General features: G+C 40.9%; 24 protein-coding genes and 1 tRNA gene. 5 read left to right on the forward strand and 20 right to left on the reverse strand.

Features of this window, described 5'->3' with window-relative positions; genetic code table 11:
- Nucleotides 1-137: 137 nt before the first annotated feature.
- The 7 genes from OGV65_RS07485 to OGV65_RS07515 form a co-directional block, all read right to left on the reverse strand.
- Complete coding sequence (locus tag OGV65_RS07485) at nt 138-1,238, reverse strand: reverse transcriptase family protein (protein ID WP_227803785.1); 1,101 nt, start codon at nt 1,236-1,238, stop codon at nt 138-140.
- A complete protein-coding gene (locus OGV65_RS07490; RefSeq protein WP_047414193.1) occupies nt 1,231-1,512 on the reverse strand; it encodes a helix-turn-helix domain-containing protein in 282 nt (93 codons plus the stop codon). Before OGV65_RS07490 ends, OGV65_RS07485 begins: the two co-directional genes overlap by 8 nt.
- A 90-nt stretch (nt 1,513-1,602) precedes the next feature.
- A complete protein-coding gene (locus tag OGV65_RS07495; protein WP_032667106.1) occupies nt 1,603-1,818 on the reverse strand; it encodes a hypothetical protein in 216 nt (71 codons plus the stop codon).
- Between the two features lie 457 nt (nt 1,819-2,275).
- The gene (locus OGV65_RS07500) at nt 2,276-2,551 is read right to left on the reverse strand and encodes a hypothetical protein (protein WP_087857524.1); all 276 of its coding nucleotides are present in this window, start codon (nt 2,549-2,551) and stop codon (nt 2,276-2,278) included.
- 9 nt (nt 2,552-2,560) lie between these two features.
- Entirely contained in the window at nt 2,561-3,112 is a 552-nt protein-coding gene (locus OGV65_RS07505; protein ID WP_001224786.1) for an SEN1982 family lipoprotein, read from the reverse strand.
- Nucleotides 3,113-3,127: 15 nt separating this feature from the next.
- Entirely contained in the window at nt 3,128-3,694 is a 567-nt protein-coding gene (locus OGV65_RS07510; protein ID WP_172862881.1) for a hypothetical protein, read from the reverse strand.
- Nucleotides 3,695-4,199: 505 nt separating this feature from the next.
- Nucleotides 4,200-4,532 (reverse strand): hypothetical protein, encoded by a 333-nt coding sequence (locus OGV65_RS07515; protein ID WP_020239715.1) that lies wholly within the window; start codon nt 4,530-4,532, stop codon nt 4,200-4,202.
- Nucleotides 4,533-5,413: 881 nt separating this feature from the next.
- Between OGV65_RS07515 and OGV65_RS07520 the strand changes: the two genes are divergently transcribed.
- Together OGV65_RS07520 and OGV65_RS07525 are read left to right on the forward strand one after the other, a co-directional pair.
- Complete coding sequence (locus tag OGV65_RS07520) at nt 5,414-6,148, forward strand: SEN1990 family winged helix-turn-helix DNA-binding protein (protein ID WP_100280101.1); 735 nt, start codon at nt 5,414-5,416, stop codon at nt 6,146-6,148.
- Nucleotides 6,149-6,291: 143 nt separating this feature from the next.
- On the forward strand, nt 6,292-6,774 hold the full coding sequence (locus OGV65_RS07525) for a DUF4756 family protein (RefSeq protein ID WP_100280100.1): 483 nt from the start codon (nt 6,292-6,294) through the stop codon (nt 6,772-6,774).
- A gap of 78 nt (nt 6,775-6,852) precedes the next feature.
- On the opposite strand, the gene OGV65_RS07530 is transcribed toward OGV65_RS07525, so the two are convergent.
- The 11 genes from OGV65_RS07530 to OGV65_RS07580 form a co-directional block, all read right to left on the reverse strand.
- On the reverse strand, nt 6,853-7,173 hold the full coding sequence (locus tag OGV65_RS07530; protein ID WP_126502050.1) for a hypothetical protein: 321 nt from the start codon (nt 7,171-7,173) through the stop codon (nt 6,853-6,855).
- A gap of 58 nt (nt 7,174-7,231) precedes the next feature.
- On the reverse strand, nt 7,232-7,981 hold the full coding sequence (locus OGV65_RS07535) for an EcsC family protein (protein WP_084831986.1): 750 nt from the start codon (nt 7,979-7,981) through the stop codon (nt 7,232-7,234).
- A gap of 98 nt (nt 7,982-8,079) precedes the next feature.
- The gene (locus tag OGV65_RS07540; RefSeq protein ID WP_100280098.1) at nt 8,080-8,322 is read right to left on the reverse strand and encodes an H-NS family histone-like protein; all 243 of its coding nucleotides are present in this window, start codon (nt 8,320-8,322) and stop codon (nt 8,080-8,082) included.
- A 62-nt stretch (nt 8,323-8,384) separates the two neighbouring features.
- Complete coding sequence (locus OGV65_RS07545) at nt 8,385-8,750, reverse strand: hypothetical protein (RefSeq protein ID WP_071444978.1); 366 nt, start codon at nt 8,748-8,750, stop codon at nt 8,385-8,387.
- Between the two features lie 54 nt (nt 8,751-8,804).
- Nucleotides 8,805-9,041: a hypothetical protein gene (locus OGV65_RS07550; RefSeq protein WP_032667113.1), complete on the reverse strand. Its 237-nt coding sequence runs from the start codon at nt 9,039-9,041 to the stop codon at nt 8,805-8,807.
- 50 nt (nt 9,042-9,091) lie between these two features.
- The gene (locus OGV65_RS07555) at nt 9,092-9,388 is read right to left on the reverse strand and encodes a hypothetical protein (protein WP_016243654.1); all 297 of its coding nucleotides are present in this window, start codon (nt 9,386-9,388) and stop codon (nt 9,092-9,094) included.
- An 85-nt stretch (nt 9,389-9,473) separates the two neighbouring features.
- Complete coding sequence (locus OGV65_RS07560) at nt 9,474-9,791, reverse strand: hypothetical protein (protein ID WP_286454798.1); 318 nt, start codon at nt 9,789-9,791, stop codon at nt 9,474-9,476.
- A gap of 19 nt (nt 9,792-9,810) precedes the next feature.
- A complete protein-coding gene (locus tag OGV65_RS07565) occupies nt 9,811-10,023 on the reverse strand; it encodes a helix-turn-helix transcriptional regulator (protein WP_100272687.1) in 213 nt (70 codons plus the stop codon).
- A gap of 169 nt (nt 10,024-10,192) precedes the next feature.
- Nucleotides 10,193-11,035 carry a DUF6387 family protein gene (locus OGV65_RS07570; protein WP_032667114.1) on the reverse strand — a complete coding sequence of 281 codons (843 nt, stop codon included), beginning with the start codon at nt 11,033-11,035 and terminating at the stop codon, nt 10,193-10,195.
- A 337-nt stretch (nt 11,036-11,372) separates the two neighbouring features.
- A tRNA-Ser gene (locus tag OGV65_RS07575) sits at nt 11,373-11,460 on the reverse strand.
- Between the two features lie 142 nt (nt 11,461-11,602).
- Nucleotides 11,603-13,231, reverse strand: a complete 1,629-nt coding sequence (locus OGV65_RS07580; protein WP_053389928.1) for an ABC transporter substrate-binding protein — start codon at nt 13,229-13,231, stop codon at nt 11,603-11,605.
- Nucleotides 13,232-13,501: 270 nt separating this feature from the next.
- Here OGV65_RS07580 and yccA point away from each other — a divergent pair, with 270 nt between their 5' ends.
- Nucleotides 13,502-14,161: an FtsH protease modulator YccA gene (gene yccA / locus OGV65_RS07585; RefSeq protein WP_016152501.1), complete on the forward strand. Its 660-nt coding sequence runs from the start codon at nt 13,502-13,504 to the stop codon at nt 14,159-14,161.
- A gap of 56 nt (nt 14,162-14,217) precedes the next feature.
- Here the strand turns inward: yccA and OGV65_RS07590 are convergent, their stop codons facing one another.
- Both OGV65_RS07590 and OGV65_RS07595 read right to left on the reverse strand, forming a co-directional pair.
- Entirely contained in the window at nt 14,218-14,694 is a 477-nt protein-coding gene (locus OGV65_RS07590) for a hypothetical protein (RefSeq protein WP_016152500.1), read from the reverse strand.
- A complete protein-coding gene (locus tag OGV65_RS07595) occupies nt 14,691-15,446 on the reverse strand; it encodes a winged helix-turn-helix domain-containing protein (RefSeq protein ID WP_016152499.1) in 756 nt (251 codons plus the stop codon). Before OGV65_RS07595 ends, OGV65_RS07590 begins: the two co-directional genes overlap by 4 nt.
- A gap of 308 nt (nt 15,447-15,754) precedes the next feature.
- On the opposite strand from OGV65_RS07595, the gene OGV65_RS07600 reads away from it, so the two are divergent.
- Together OGV65_RS07600 and OGV65_RS07605 are read left to right on the forward strand one after the other, a co-directional pair.
- The gene (locus OGV65_RS07600) at nt 15,755-16,498 is read left to right on the forward strand and encodes a fimbrial protein (RefSeq protein ID WP_047359363.1); all 744 of its coding nucleotides are present in this window, start codon (nt 15,755-15,757) and stop codon (nt 16,496-16,498) included.
- Nucleotides 16,499-16,572: 74 nt separating this feature from the next.
- Complete coding sequence (locus OGV65_RS07605) at nt 16,573-17,079, forward strand: CS1 type fimbrial major subunit (RefSeq protein ID WP_016152497.1); 507 nt, start codon at nt 16,573-16,575, stop codon at nt 17,077-17,079.
- The last annotated feature ends 63 nt before the right edge of the window (nt 17,080-17,142 follow it).

A 17,142-nucleotide genomic window follows, 5' to 3' on the forward strand; every position in this document is an offset into this window, starting at 1 on the left:
TCTTTTATTAAGTGGACTGGTTCTATACTTCGCCCATAAATTATTTAAAATGAGCAAATTTTGTAATTCACCACGATTGAGACCATACAATTATTGTGTTAATAAATAAGCTAATTCACCCATAATTTATCGATCAGTTAGCTATTTAGCTTACATTTGCAGGTTTTATATTCAACATCCAAAATGGTAGATACACTTTTAGATGAATTACCTAATGGTTTTAACTTTGAATATAATTTTCTTAATTTCCTGATATCCTTAACTTTTCTCATCTCCCTGATTGATTTTATTGCATCCTTTTTATCAACAGCAGCAACTAGCAGATTAACTTGTTTTATATACTCTGCATAATTTTTATCGCCTTGCTGTTTTAATGTATTTATTAATCCTCTAATTTTAAAATACAATGCAAGAATATCCATAATTCTTTCTTTTTCAATTACTTTTTTCTTCAAATTGAAAAGACACATCCTTATGTTATCTTTTCTTTTTTGTGTTGGCCTAAGCTCTTTGATTACTTTTACACCATGTACGATTTTGGAATGACCATTCCTTAAAACTTTTGATTTCTGTCTATTTAATCTAACCCCACTTTTGAGCGCCATTGATAAAATCATTGTTTTTATTTTCGAAATATCTTCATTATTAACTTCTGACTCGAAGCTAATAGTTATATCATCGACATATCTCGTGTAGTTTCCACCTAATTTTCCGACTTCCGCACTGATAAGAGCCTCTTCTTCTAAAAATATCAAGTTGGCAATGTCAGTACTTAACTTAGTCCCTTGAACAAGTGAACCTTCAAGTGTTGATAGCTTGGCTATTAATGATGAAACTTCAGGAGAGAAGTTCATGTAATATTGAAATGCTTTAGCTATCAGTTCTCCTTTTATAGAAGGAAAAAAATCCTTCATATCTTCTTGAATGATAATTGACTTATCACGATGGAATATACAATCATCTATATAGCTGATTCCTTTCCTACCGCCAGTAATATACTCCGGTAGTGATATCTTCGAAAAAATACGCTGTTTAATAAGCTCATGTATTTTTAATAACTCACCAACTACTTTATACGTTGTTCTTTTTTTTCCTTTTCTTATTACTGGTACCGTTTTAAAATAATTCTTTTTGTTTTTTAAAACATAAGCGAGCCTCTCTTCGTTTGTTTCTAGCATTTTGAATAGAGACTCTAATTTAGCAAGTGGCCTGTTTGAATAACTCCAATTTTTATGCATTAACTAATGTATCCATTATAGTTTTTTTGAGCATATTATTGATATCAGAAAATTCATCATTTGCCTCTTCACTTTCAGAAAGAAGGATAATGATATTTAGTGGAATATGAAGCGCTGATGATATTTTTTCTAACGCTGTAATAGTAGGGTCTCTTTGATTATTTTCTATACGAGATAAATAAGATTTAGTTAAATCCGTACTATCTGATAGTTCTTGTAGTGTGAGCTTACGTGCCTCACGGCATAGTTTAATGGTTGAACCAATATCTAACATAATGCACCTCAGATAATGGGATTGACATGGCTGGCTGCTCGTTCAAAAAATGAAGATGGATACATAATAAATCTCCTTAGTAGGTAGATATCAATGAATATCAGAATCACCGTGTAGAAACTTAACTACAGCCAAGATCCTAGCAACATAGGGAAGATAATCTAAGGCAGACCAGCCTTTTGAATTTTCCTTGATTCTCTCTTCAAGGGCTTGTATCGCATCATCCAGTTCTTTCAAAGAGCTATTGTCTACAGTGTGTTTGCTCTTCTCACGCACTCGGCGCAAAGTGTCTAAAACATCTTTCATAAAAACCTCTCATTTTAACAACACGATGCAACTTGCATCCCCGCCAAAATGTCCTGTGGATCGTGTTGCACACCGTAGACAAAGCCAGCCAACACCCATCCAACACAATTGATTGGATACCCCGCCATTTCAGCATTAAACAATGCCGTATCGTAGATATACGATTGCAACATGCATTTCGCATAAAGTTACGATAACAATGAAGAGGGACATGGGCCACGTCTCGTATTGGAGAAATGGTTGACTGAAAATTTCACTCAGTCCTTTACCGATCCTAGAGGTTTTTAAAGAGCAAAGACAAACGAGTTCGTTCGTCCATGATTTGATAATAACCTAGTGTTGCCTGACAGGCAACTTATTAAATATGTCATTTTGGAATATAAAATCATTTATTATGCAAAAAAAACCACATCTAGATCCACAGACATGGTTTTTTTGCACTTACAGTAAGGGAGTTTTACATTCTCCTCCTGAACACAACATTGTCAGAGAAGATAGCCTTGCCAGCTATAAAGGCCACAATAGCAATTATTGGTAGGCTGATAGTAGCTCCAGCAATCCCCGCAGACATACCGATAAGAATAGACAGTCCAAATGTCAGGAAGATAGCTACGGCAGCATACCATTGTGGATAAGCACCATATAAGACAGTCGCCATGCAGCCAGTACACACATGCACACCGCGCTGGCTCTCTTTCAGGCAAAACGGACACTGGATTGTATTGTTTTCCATGATAGCCCCTTAAATCGCTTTCCAGCCATTGCTGGTTTTAACAAGATTAATCATGCCATCTTCCGGTTCATTCATACCCTTGACGCTGGAGAACGCTTTTTTGTCCACCCATGAAGGAACATCCGCCAACTTCCATGTATATGACACGCGAACAACTTTCTGATTACCGTTTCCCGGTTCGGTCCATTCCTTTATCTCAGTAACTTCCCGATGACCGACGCAGGCACCATTCTCACGGTTCCAAAACTCAACCTCTTGGCCCTTGTCAGTTACTTCCAGAACATCAACACTGCTAAACCCATTTGCCTGTTGTGAAACAGTGAGCAGCCCTTGTTCAACAAGTCCTTTAAGGATTTCATCACTGGCACTGTATCCGGCAGAACGGTAGCCACGGTTAACCTTAATTGGAAAACCTTTATTGAATACAATATCGTTGTCCTGCAGGGAGTAGCACAGCTTTGATTGTGATATTTTTGCGTTGATCGCTTTTTCAAAATCGCCTTTTTCACCGCATCCCGATACAAGAGCAGCAAGACCCGCCACGAGTAAAAATTTACGCATAGTGTTATCCCAGAGTTAATGGTTGATTGTGCCGTTTCTCAGAACAACAAGACGAACTGACATATCGGCGTTGTTGACGGTAGCGAACCCACGGACTTCGAAATTGTTTATCGTTCCGGTAACGCTGACTTTCTGGCCTTTCTTGTAAGTAAGAACGGCATCATCAATACCAGAGTAGTAATCCAGCCAGACCATCCCGCCGCAGTAGCTGGTATCAGAGGTTTTAAATAAAAGGTAATAGTTAGGGGCTGACTTAGGCATTCCCGTCATCATATCGCTGGCACTTCTGCCCTTCGTAACCTCGAGAACAGTGGCATTGGTGATAGAGATCCTTTTGCCAGTCCATTTCTTTTCTGCTGCCATTGCATTTTCTTCATAGTCTTTGCAAACAGCACCAAGACCAGAAACAGATGATAACGGGCCAATGCTTTGAGGTGTGGCAGTTCCCCCCAGTGCTTTGTTTACTGATGACAACGAAGAATTGATTGCTCCATTAACTGTATTCACGCCATCGTTGAGTTGCTGGCATCCTGTCAGTGCGGCAGCAGACAGCACCAGTGGCATCACTATCCGTAATTTCATATCTATCCCCAATGTGTGGAAACTTTATGTCAAAGACAGCCCTACCCATAGGTTGGTCTCTCTGGGCTGTAAAAAAGCATTAATCAATTGATAGGATTCAATTTATTTTTCTGTTCGTCATATCGTTTGTATCGATCGAATTCAAATCATTTGATAGATTAAAACTATCATATATCTATAATCGATCGATATAAACAATTAAAACACCGATCAATTGACGCTAATTTGATAGTTAAAATCTATCAAATGCAGTTTATTGATCTTTTATATCGATCAATAAGACGTGTAATGTACACGAAGAGCCATGTCAGTAGCTGTTTGCACATGGATGGAGATAGAAAGGTATAGGTCGGAACAGATAATACCCTGTCGACCATTACGCAGACAGGGATTGTTAGATCTCAGGTAATGTAGCTATCTTCAGATATGGTGTTGTAAAAACCTGTATGCAACGCATGTTTTAATATACTGTTTCATATGGAATGGTAGCTACCATTCAGATTTTTCAATCATCTTCCAAAGCACTCACACCACTTGCCGGGAAATTGGTTTTCATATTATTCGATATCTTCGGAACTAAGGACTCTATTGTTTCTTCGCTAACTTGGCTGAGTTCAGAAATCAATCTTCTGTATGTATTAATCATTCGTTCCTGATCAAACTCATTTGCTGATTCTGATAAGAAGAAATAGCCATAATCTTTGACATGGATATTATCACCACTTTCCAAAGTGAGTTTTATTCCTTGTTCATTTTCTTCAACATCTTTAACAATACAAGTCATAAATGGTATTTTTTTATTTGTATGAAAGAGCGTAATAATCTTAATGTTGTTCATCCTTTATTTTCCTTCTTTTTTTATTATTTAATACCATATCGAATCGGTAAAAATCAAATTTAACTCATTTAATAAACGTTCTACCTGTTTTTATTATTCTTTTGAAAAGATATTTATCTTATGAGCTAACGCTCATGTGCTGACGCACGGCTACGCCCTAACGCTGTAAAATATATTTAACGATTTGACAATGGTATTTGCTATGTTTTAGGGGAAAGCCAAAAGGATCAACATCTATTCTTTTATTCATGATTAAATATTTTAGATCCTATATTTCATAACAGTATTAGCACTAAAAAATATAGTATTTGCTCTTAAACGCATAGGAAAACTATATTCATAGAAGCAGCACTTAGTGATTGTTCAAAACAATCACATTGCTGAAACAGGGTTCATCCCTGTTAATGATGGATTTATCAATGAAGAATTGCGGCGACAGCCGCCAATAAAATAAAGGTAAGCAATTGCAGTATTCCTGAAACATCAGCAGCGCTGCGTGATTGTATGAAACAATCACTTCGCTGAAAATACACCCCAAGAAAACCATATGTTTTTACGTAAAACGCTCTGCACATAAGATAAAAGGAAAACTAGACTCTCTTAACTTCTTACTAATTATTTAATTATAAGCACTATCCCAGCCCAATAAAATCGGGGCTTCACACCTTTTTTTCCTATGTTTAAACATAGCAGACACCTATGTTTAAACATAGAACCCTCCTATGTTTAAACATAGCGGAATCTATGTTTAAACATAGTTTTTTTAACATATAGCAACATCATAATAATAAAAGTTCTATTTTATTTATAGTTTAACTATTGACTTTCATTTTTCTGCATAGTATTAAATAGGCATAATAAGAACTATAAGAGAGAATAATATGAATACTAATGACACTGAACTACTTCGCTTATTTGAAACATTAACCACAGAGCAAAAGATTGATATCGCAAGACACTTGCTACAAAACAAAGATATAAAATCAACCACCGTTATTGCAACAGAAGAAGATAAAGCGATCTCATTTGCACAGCCTTATGTTTTTGCTTTTACTTCAAACTTTCGTGTTTTTTCTGATCTGGATATATCTAAGAATGAATTCCGCGTGTTGACTTATATCTTAGAATATATGGAGTTTGGAAACCTAATCAACCTCTCACAGTCATCACTCTGTAAAGCGTTGAATATCGCATCCGGTAATATGTCAAACATATTCAAAAAGCTAAAACAAAAAGGTATTCTCGTTGAACATCATGGACACCTGTATATCAACTCTAATATTTTTGCCAAGGGTATGAGTCATCAACTTGATGAAAAACGTAAAGAGCATTTGAGTAATGCAAAAAGCCTCAATGCTGATATTGAACAATATCCAGAACATTATGCAGATCTTTCACAGAAAGAAAGACGAAACTTATCTTTGGAAACTGAAAATAAAGAGATCTACACAGATGCCTTTGTTTTTAGCAAGAAGAAGAAAAATAATGCTGTTCCTAATGCTAAAAACAGTGTCCAGATCGATAAGCCGCGAAAGGTATATAAAAGAACAAAAGAAAATGAAGCGGCAAGAAAAGACGTAGCTGATATCGACATCTATTTAAAAGCTGCATCCTAAAACAGGACAACAATAATGGAAAAAACATACTTGATAGTTTTTATTCTACAAAAGTAAAAAAAAATTTAACCCTTTCCTTAATTTGACACCTTCTCTATACACCTAATATATAAATATATGCACTATTTATTAACGAGGTATATATGAGAAAAGTACAATTAGACAACACTGATTTATTAGCTTATTTTAATACGATTGAAGAACTCAAAAATCATCCATCAATGGATGAATATAGAGCAGGATATAGTAAGCTACGTGATGATGATGATACATTTGCATATGAAATAAAAAAATATAGGTCTGCACATACCACACTGCGCAGGCTTGATAAGAAAAGACAATCTCTTTTGGATAGCTTTATTAGTGAGCTTAATCCTATAAGTTACTCAGCAGCTAACACCGCTGCTAAATCATCAGGAAACTTTGATTTAATTAATGAACGAATACTTTACAGAAAAGCCATTGAAGAAAAAAGTGATACAGAAATCATTGCTCTGGTGATAAAACAACGCACAGAGGCCGCTCTTGAATTCCAGCGCTCTGTTGAGCAGAGTCTGGAACAGCTTTCTTCTATCTCATCAGATTTTGAGTCCTCAAATAAAAAAAGAAGAAAATTGTCTTTTTAAATGCATCAGTTCTGCATTAATCTGGCATTTACCAAGTATGAACTTAATATATGCCAGAGGAATAACAGTGTAATTTATCTACGCTTGCCTTTTGGATTTTATTTGAGAGAACGTTATCAACGTTTGGCAAAATGCAACTACATCACCCATTGTTCTCAGTGAATGTAATGCAGGTCCCCAATCCGCAGGCTCTCCCTCATAGTGGTGCACTTGTAGCCATCCGCCATCTTGTGCCGACGGATGTGTTGAATGTCTAATTTGAAATGCGATACCGTGCTTTTCTCTAGCAAAGTAAACATCAAAAACTGCATCTTGAGGATTACCAGATACCTGATACTCATATTCCGAACCTACAGCTCTTATTAATTTTTTTGCTAAATCTCGGTCTAAAGATTTCATTTCACGACCTATTTAGAATAGTTAAAAGCCAGAACTGAAAATTATCACCATACAAACATCATTCAGGTATTTTTTCTTCAATGAAAATATTACGGGATATATTCCCAATAGTATTGGTGGATACACTATCAAATGTAGCACCAACGACACCACCAACTAGTGGTATTGCTTTACCAAGATTAATAGCACCTTTTTGCCCAAACTTAGTTATAAGCCTAAATCCTACCGCTTTATTTATAGCTTTTATTGTTTCACCAGAAATATTTTTAATTAAGGTATTTGTCATTTTTGTACTAATTGTTATACCTATATTTTTCACTATATCCTTCGCAGCATTTCCGGTTAAACAGGTATATACAAGTGTCTTAACACGGTCATCTTTTAAATCATACCCGCCCATATGTGCAATTGCTGCGATCATACGAACTTGTATAAATATGACGCTTGAAATGTTAGCTGGAATGGCCACCGGGAGCGTTATTATTCCACCAAGGCCGGTGATAAAGCCTGATGTTCCCGCTTTTGTATTTTGCCATCGTATTAGCGCATTAACCTTATCAACAAGTTCTCCATCACCATTCAAATATGGTGCAGCAAGCTCTTGCGCCGAATCCAAACCTACAACACCATTACAGGCTTTATCATAGGCCCAGTCCAGTACCTGCATGACTTTTGATTCAGTGATTTCACCATCCTCACTTTGGGCGGTGTCTTTCTTTGCAAGAACTTTCTTACCGATGCTGCCTAATGCCCCAAAAGCTGCCGTTGCACCTGAAAATTTACCTGATTTTTTATCGTCAGAATCCATAATGACCTCAGAAAAGATAATATTCAGGATAAGTATCGGCAATCACAGATAAAACTTTAGTATTAAAAATCAAACACACACGATCTTGTTAATTGTCATTAACCTATAAGATCCTCCGGTGATACACGATCACGCCCCATTTTCTCAAGCAACTGTTGTAATCTCTTGGCTCTCAATTTCTGAGCCTTTTTCTCACCAATCTCCTGATAGTATTCTTCCCGGCGCTCCGCGACAACTTGGCGGAACTTCTTCAAAAGCTGTTCCAGTGTTTTCATATCTGTCGTCGCAGCTTCAGCTTGGATTTTTTTATACATATACATAACATGGAATTCATCAATCATATTGGTTATCTCCAGTTCATTACAGGATTATTTCCCTACACACGAGGGAATATTGCCATTTTTCAATACTGATTCACAGTCATTTTTAACTTCCAGTAAATACGCTCCTCAGCATCATCCGGTTTTATGTTTTTCAGTACAAGTTCAATGATATGCTCTTTATGCCAGTATAAAATCGTTTCCTTTAACTTATCCATGTTGATCTCAGATACATCTTTGCCTCTTCCACTTTTAACATAGTCTTCAACTTCACAGGTAATCAACACATCATAAAGTATCTCTGATAACATTTCCCCTGTTAAAATATTCATGGCTGTTTCAGGCTGTTTTTCAGAGATACTATAGATCGTTTCGCAATACCCCTGTAATACATTTGTGATAAAATCTACTACCATTTTATTACTTTCATTTAAAATAATCTCTTTCATACTGATTCCTTTTATTAAGTTAAACATTAGATACATATCGAGAAGGTATTAATACTATTTATTAGATACTATTTTGATGATTACAGAACCATATTCCACATCCATCTCATCATACAGTGTCTCATTTACATAACGATTTAAATCATCTAACAAGGTCTTATCATTCATGATTTCTTCGACAGAGCTACCTCTTAATGCGATAAATATATCCAAGCTCTCTTGGATAAGGTTCATCACTTTAGGTGTTTTTTCACATAACATACTTACGATTACTGTCATATCATTATTCATCTGTTTTTCCTTTTGTTTATAGTTAGCCCCTTCCGGGGCAAGATTAGTTCTTACTTTCTAAAGTTTTCTGAATACCCTACCAGTAAGGCTGCTACTTGTTCAAAGTTGACCTGATTAATATCACCACAGTTTCCTTCTTGCGTGGTAAATCTCTCAAAGTTATTCTGAATATGGTCAATCACATAAATAATAAATGGACTCATAAAATCCGGATCATCCAGATAGTCATTGGCATCTCCATCACCATTCACTTCCATGAACAGATTCCAGCTTGCTGTAAACGATCTACAAGCAAGATCATAAAACAGTTCTGTTGATTTATTTTCAATAACAGTTTCTTTAGACATACTTATATCCTCATAATTAAATGCTTATTTTATTCATTTCGTTTTATATTAGCCCCTTGCGGGGCCGAATAGATGACGACAGCGATTATGTATATAAAATACAGTGACTCATCACATGATGTATCTGCCTCAGGTTGACAAGCACTTCATCAAAATATACGTTTTTAATCGATGCTTTATATTTATGTTTTTTCAAGAACTCATTAAAATCTTTCTTACCATTCTCTATTATTGATTTTAAAACACCCTCCATATAACCATCGTCTTCAAGGTTATGATAGAATCTTTCCCCCATATACTCATGCATACATCGCAAATAGTAGTCATAGTCTTCCCCGCTTTTCAGAACAAAGTATTTTGTATCATCATTGCTAACATTTATTTCTATTTTTTGCACTTTCATTTTCGCTTCCTCTTTTATGTTATTTATTATTTTTGCGTGAATCTAAAATAGTATTTTCAATCCAAGCATCAATCTCACTTTCCACAAAGGCTACAGATCTTGCCCCTATGATTACCTTATCCGGGAATCGGCCTTCCTTAATAAGCTCATACATTGTGGTTCGACTAAATCCGACTCTTCTAAGAACTTCAGGAACACGGATTAATCTTTTACCTGCGATTTCATTTCTCATTTGTTTTTTCCTCTGTTGTTTCAACGAGGACAATAATAGCTAATTCGCTTATGGCGTTTTAGGGATGTTGGCAAAAGACTTTTTCGAAAAAAATGGGGGTAGGTGAACAGAAAAAAAATGGTTGAGGATGGATGTGATCACGTTCGCTCAGGGCGAACGTAACCCTTTTTTACTTATCTTCTTTCTTCTTCTCGTCTTTGACGTGATCTACAATTTTTGTGTCTTTTAATACATTGTTTTCCATCATGTAATCTTCAAACGATTTCAGATAGTTCTCGTCTGTCAGCAACGCCATAGCCAGCGGATAGTCAGTCACCTTAAGCATTCCCTCATCCCTATCCTTCTCGCTGTTCTCATGAAGCAGCGATGACATCAGCGACAGTGAGATTTTGGTATCATTATTATCTGCCCCCCAAAAAATGAGATCCATCATAGGGATGAGTCGATAGTCGATGATTTTTCTCAACGTGCTTTTACCAAAACGATACTTCCGAACAGCCGGATCGTTCATTTTTAGCTGTTTTTTCCATTGGGGAATGAGCACCTTCAGGTGTTCGATGATATCTTCGGTTGAAGCCTCTTGCAGGAAGATATCGACAGTAATTGAGGACAGACTTTTGATGCCGGATTCCTTCAGGTACTCCGACATATATTCAGACTGACTTCTTTGGGATGTTTCAGGATGGGTTCCAATCAGAGTTAAACTTTTCGCATATAATTGTGCGTTGCTCCGGGTTACGGGGACCACTGCGTAAGTTCTGGCAAGCCCATGTCCTTGCGTGGACGTGTCGCCGCTAAAAAAAATTTCACCTCTGAGGATCTTATAGCGGTAATCATCTAATAAAAGTCTGTTCAGAGGCGGTAATGTATCCCGTTTCAGCAACATCTTGTAAGCCAAGATACGCCGCTCAACCTCAACATAGAATTGCTGAAGGGTGAGTTCCTTTATCGCTTCATACCGCTCTACATCAAACCATTCTTCCAATAGTTTCCTGAGTTCACTTCGTTTCATTACTGTGCTGTCCGTTTTACCATTTTTAGTTGTTTTAACTGACAGAACAACAGGTTGTCCAGTAATGGCGTAGGTCAGCTGAGCTTATTGCTGGTAGGTTCTTAAGATTGGTGTGAAATCATCCGTCGATTACTAAATCTCCGGAGGCTCCCTGCTATCGTATTTCTGCTTTTAAAGGGTTTTGTTGTACAGGAAGGGATGAAGACTGGATAAGTTTTTTGATGAAAAACAGAGATTTTAGATACAAAAAAAGCCCGTTTACACGGGCTTTTGATGCAATACTTTATGCAGTACAAAATCAAAACTAACTCTTAAGTTATTGATTCTGTTAAGAAATTGGCGGAAGCGTAGAGATTCGAACTCTAGAACCCTTTCGGGTCGCCGGTTTTCAAGACCGGTGCCTTCAACCGCTCGGCCACGCTTCCAATGAGGCGCACTATAAACATCCCGAACGGACCTGTAAAGCACCAATGCGTTCGTTTGCCTGAAAAACAGCCAAAATATTGTTAATCGACTGAAATAACAACAGATTGACCGTTTATTCAGCACAAATACTGGCTACAGCGCTTAATGTTTTTTGATGAACATATCTTTGGTGTAGTAATTTCCCCGGTTATCTGGCGCAAATCCTCCCACCCACGGCTTCACAAGATGCGTGCGGACATAGTGGTAAACCGGAATCGCTGGCACATCCTCTCCTAAAAGGTCTTCAGCCTGCTGGTAGTATTTGCCTCGCTCCTCCAGCGAAGTTGCTTTCGCCGCATTGCGCATCGCGTCATCAAAAGCGGGATTGCTGTACCTGGTGGTATTCTCGCTATCGCCGGTACGGAAAATATTGAGGAAACTTGAGGCATCATCATAATCGGCGATCCATGCGTAGCGCACGACGTCAAAATTACCGGTGTGCATGGTATCCAGCATGGTTTTCCATTCCTGATTTTGCAGCTTCGCCTCTACGCCGAGGTTTTTCTTCCACATTGACGATGCGGCAATGGCAATACGCTGGTGCGTTTCGAAGGTGTTATAGAGCAGATTTAGGCTAAGCGGATGCTCAGGGCCATAACCGGCTTCAGCCAGCAGTTTCTTAGCCTCGGTAATGCGTTTTTCGAGCGGCCACGCCGCATATTCCGGCGCATGCAGTTGCACTCCCCCTATTTCCGGCTGGCTGATAACCCACGCCGCGCGTTGCCCCTGCCCCATCACCTTTTGTGCGATGATGTCTTTATCTAACGCCATATTCAACGCCCGGCGCACGCGCGGGTCATTAAACGGCGCTCGCGTCGTATTGAACTGATAGTAATAGGTTGAAAGCTGAGGTGAGACATGGAGTTCATCGCCCATCGTCTTTTTCAACTGCGCGAACTGATTGACCGGGACGCTATACACAATGTCGATTTCGCCGGCCTTATAGCGGTTAACGTCTGCAGACTCTGAACTGATGGGCAAATAAGTGACCTTATCAATGACGGTGTGCCGATCGTCCCAGTAATGCGGGTTACGCACGGCAACGATGCGCTCATTGACTACCCACTGCGATAACTTGTACGCCCCGCTGCAGACAAAATGTTCTGGCCGGGTCCACTTATCACCAAAGCGGCCGATCAGCACTTTATCCAGCGGAACCAGTGACGGGTGCGCCAGCATCGCCAGAAAAGCCGCCGTTGGCTGCGTCAGGGTAATTTCCAGCGTGCTATCATCCAGGGCTTTGACCCCGATATCGGCAGGATCTTTTTTCCCTTGGGCAATATCGAGGGCGTTTGCTACGTGCATATTGCCCAGATACGAGGAATAAGGTGAAGCTGTTTGCGGTGAGACCAGACGCTGCCAGCTCCAGACGACATCCTGTGCGGTAATGGCAGACCCATCTGACCAGGTTATGCCCGGACGTAAATGAAAGGTCCAGACGGTGTTGTCTTTGTTCTCCCAGGACGCGGCCAGCCGGGGTTCGATAGACCCATCCGACTTAACCGCCACCAGTCCGTCGAACATATCGCTGATTAAATTAAACTCAACGTTGCTTTCGACTTTATGCGGATCCAGCGACGCTGGCTCACTGCCATTGTTTCTGACCAGTTCCTGTTTTTCTGCAAGAATTGTTCCTGCGGGAACATTTGCCGCCATCGCCGCGCCGTTGATAGACATCAAACAGACAGTCAACAGCGTAAACGTCAATATCTTCGATTTATGTTGAATCATTCCCTTTACCTTATTGCTCTGTTTTATGTAGACACCGCTGTCACTGTCAGAGAGAAACAGGAATAACGCAATATTTTTCAGTTACCTGGCAGATATCTAACAGGCATTTTTACACATATAGTGCTAACATCTGATTCGGGAGCTTTTGTTGAAATAATATGCTTAAGCCTGGCGGGTTAAAATGCGTAAAGATGGGTAAAACCGCTGTGTCATTCCCCTTGATTTCATTATCCTCCATCATTAATTACATCTGTCATAAGAGAGTGACTCATGGATCGTATTATTAGTTCTTCACGCGATCGTACATCGCTACTCAGCACGCATAAGGTGCTGCGCAATACCTATTTCCTGCTCAGCCTGACGCTAGCATTTTCGGCGCTCACTGCGACTGCCAGTACCGTACTGATGTTGCCCTCTCCGGGGCTTATCCTGACGCTGGTGGGTATGTATGGTCTGATGTTCCTGACCTATAAAACGGCGGATAAACCGGTTGGTATTCTGTCAGCTTTCGCTTTCACCGGCTTCCTGGGCTACATTCTGGGACCGATCCTGAACACATACCTGTCTGCGGGCATGGGTGATGTTATCGCCATGGCTTTGGGCGGTACGGCGCTGGTCTTCTTCAGCTGCTCAGCCTATGTGCTGACCACGCGGAAAGACATGTCCTTCCTCGGCGGTATGCTGATGGCAGGGATCGTGGTGGTGCTGATTGGTATGGTTGCGAATATTTTCCTGCAGTTGCCGGCTTTACATCTGGCGATCAGCGCGGTGTTTATTCTGATTTCTTCAGGCGCAATCCTGTTTGAAACCAGTAATATCATCCGTGGTGGTGAAACCAACTACATCCGTGCCACCGTCAGCCTGTACGTTTCGCTGTACAACATCTTCGTCAGCCTGCTGAGCATTCTGGGCTTCGCCAGCCGCGATTAATCAGCATCACTGATACGAAAAAAGAGAATGCCAATGGCATTCTCTTTTTTTATACCTTATTGACCCCGGCAGATATAGGTAGGATAGCGCCGGTCCTGAATAAGCCACACAGCAGGTGAAAGTTCAGAGATCGTCAGGTAGTAGCGTGAGGTCGGATAGGCGAAGCTCCCCCATTGGGCATTCGGCGTATTGTCACTGTGGCGAAGCCAGGTTTTGGTGTAGGTCAATACAATGACGTTGTCATCGTCCCGCTGCTCCCACGTAAAGTCTACATCCCTGTCAACGATAAAATTTTGCCCGCCAGCTCTTGCCGCACCTTTATAGGTGGTCAACCCTGTACCGTCCCGATGAAAATAGAACTGAGCAAGGGCATTTACCTTCACTTCACTTGCTTTCCCTTCATTGCGCGTAAAGTTAAATTCAGTGCTGCAGGCCAGCACATCGCTTTTTCCCGTCGCGCCGCAATAGTAAAACAGCGCCAGCGCGCCGCCGACCAGGGCTCCGCCCAGTCCAAAAAGAAGCCTTATTTTCATTTTCCAGCCCCGTTTTTATAGCGAATGGTCTTGCACAGACGTGTTTTATTGACCGGGCAGGCCCCGATAAACAGTTCATCAGCAGTTGCAAGCGAAAAACGGGCGCTGAAAAAATAAATAGCATACTCCTCGCGCTCGCAAGCCACGTCATTGGCCTCCAGTCGCTCAGCTAATTTTGATAGCACTAACGGCCGTCCATGATCTTCGATAACCCAGATACTACAACGCGCGATTTTTTCCTGGACCGGCTTTAATTTCGCCGGAACAGTTATCTCCTGCGGGCGGCTAACGTAAAAGATCGCTCCCAACGGCACGGCAATCAATGCCCCTATTCTGAACCACTTTTTCAGGGATACTCGCCGGGGCAGAACGTCTTGTTGCGCTGAGGGGGGTTGCGGATCAACGGCTTGAATTTTCTCTCCAGGCTGAAAAATCACATCAGCATCAAAACGGAAACCATAGCGCGGGACAGTGACGATCAATTCGTGCCCCTCTCCCAGAGACTGGAAGCTTTTACGCAGTTCGCTTACCGCTTTATTGAGATTATTTCCTGATGGCGTAAAGCCAAATTCTTCCCACACGCGAGCGATCAATTCCTCCCGGCTTAAGTCGCGTCCTCGGTGTTTAATGAATTCCTGTAAAAGACGAACGGCTGGCGCCGAAAGTGTTAATACAGACTCGGGTTGTCCAACAAGACTTATTGCATGTGCTTCAGGATCAAATAACAACGAATTATTGCATATAAAAAACATCTTTTATTCTCGGCTGTTACCGCATGCTTTTTATTCCCTGGTACGTCGATATGAAAACCGCCCCCTGACCTGCTTATTTTTTCATCAGAAGGAATTTTCCTCCCATCCTTGGCCGCGGTATTTTCGCTTAACTATACAACCTTAAAGCCAGAAAAGCAGGATAAAAAACTGTATATAACGAGTTAACTAATACAAATTTTCACAAACCGCTGTTCTGGTTAAAGTTTCCCTGCCCTGAAGCGATACGAAAGCAGACGGTGTCCTGGTGTTAACGCGCCGCCTTTAAACTCAGAGCAGGCAGACTGATTGTGAAACAGAAAAAAAGAGTGAGCATGACAACCGCCTTTTATGTCGCCGCGCTGTCATTGCCATTTTTCTCAGAAATGACAATGGCCAATATGAGCGTGTATCCCATGGAACTAAATGTAGACAGATCCGGTGCGGCGCAAATAAAGGTGGCTTCAAAAACGGATGATATTCAGTTCATTCGGGTGAGGCAAAAGAAAATTCTTAATCCCGGAACAGCCCAGGAAAAAGAAATTGACGTCGCTTCGTGGAAAGAAGGTGGCGTGGTGGTTACGCCCGAGAAATTTGCTCTGGCTGCAGGCGCGATGCGCGTTGTTCGTCTGGTATCGCTTATACCGCCGAAAAAAGAGACCACCTGGCGTGTCTATTTTGAAGGGGTAAAACAACCTGACAGCATTATTCCAGGCAAGGCAGAAACCCCTGCAGCAATGGCGACATTAGGTGTCAATGTGATCTGGGGCGCACTGGTCCACATTGCTCCAGAAGAAAACGTAATTTCACTGTCGATTGACCCTCGCCGGGGAACGTTAAAAAACAACGGCACATTGCGTGTGCCGCTCAGAGAGATTGGTATTTGTGATGCTGTTTCATCGTGTAAATGGATAAAAGAAGACGCGACGATTTATCCGGACACTGAACGGAAATTAAAAACGCTCACTATGAAACAGGGTCAGAAATATAAGTTCCGCTACTTCAACTGGGTGAATAAAACCGCTGAAGAAGCTGATTTACCCGTCGTGCAATAACACGACGGCACAGTAAAAACCCACGTAGTTTGTTTAAAGAGCCAAGGTGCTCATTTGTAAATATGGAGATATCAATGCGTAACTATATTAAACCTCTGATGATTGTTGCCGCGATGGCCTCGTCCTTTAGCGCGCTGGCGATTCAAAAAGATATTACCGTCAACGCCAGCGTTGACTCACAGTTGGATATGACTCAGGCCGATAACACGCCACTGCCGGCCAGCATCGACATGCAGTACCTGCCAGGTCGTGGGCTGGAAAGCTACCGCCTGAACACCAAGGTGTGGTCTAACTCCGCCACCAGCAATGTCAAAGTGCGCCTCGTTAGCGCAGCTAAGCTCACCAATATGGATGGCGACGAGACTGTACCGATGACGGTGATTCTGGGTGATAAAACACTGTCTACCACCGATGCCGAATTTACCGGAACTGAACTGTTCCCAGGCAGCATTGAAAACGGTTCAGCGGTACTGCCACTGACCATTTCTCAGACCACCAAAGGCATTCTGAAAACCGGTCAGTACAGCGGCGTTGTCAGCCTGATGCTGACGCAGGCGACGACCACGGAAGGCGGTGCGTAACACCACAGTACATAAGGGATAACGTCAGAGGGTGCCCACCCTCTGACGTCAGGATGATGTCGA

This window comes from Citrobacter sp. Cb004, assembly GCF_030337065.1.
In the GTDB taxonomy this organism is placed as follows: domain Bacteria; phylum Pseudomonadota; class Gammaproteobacteria; order Enterobacterales; family Enterobacteriaceae; genus Citrobacter; species Citrobacter braakii.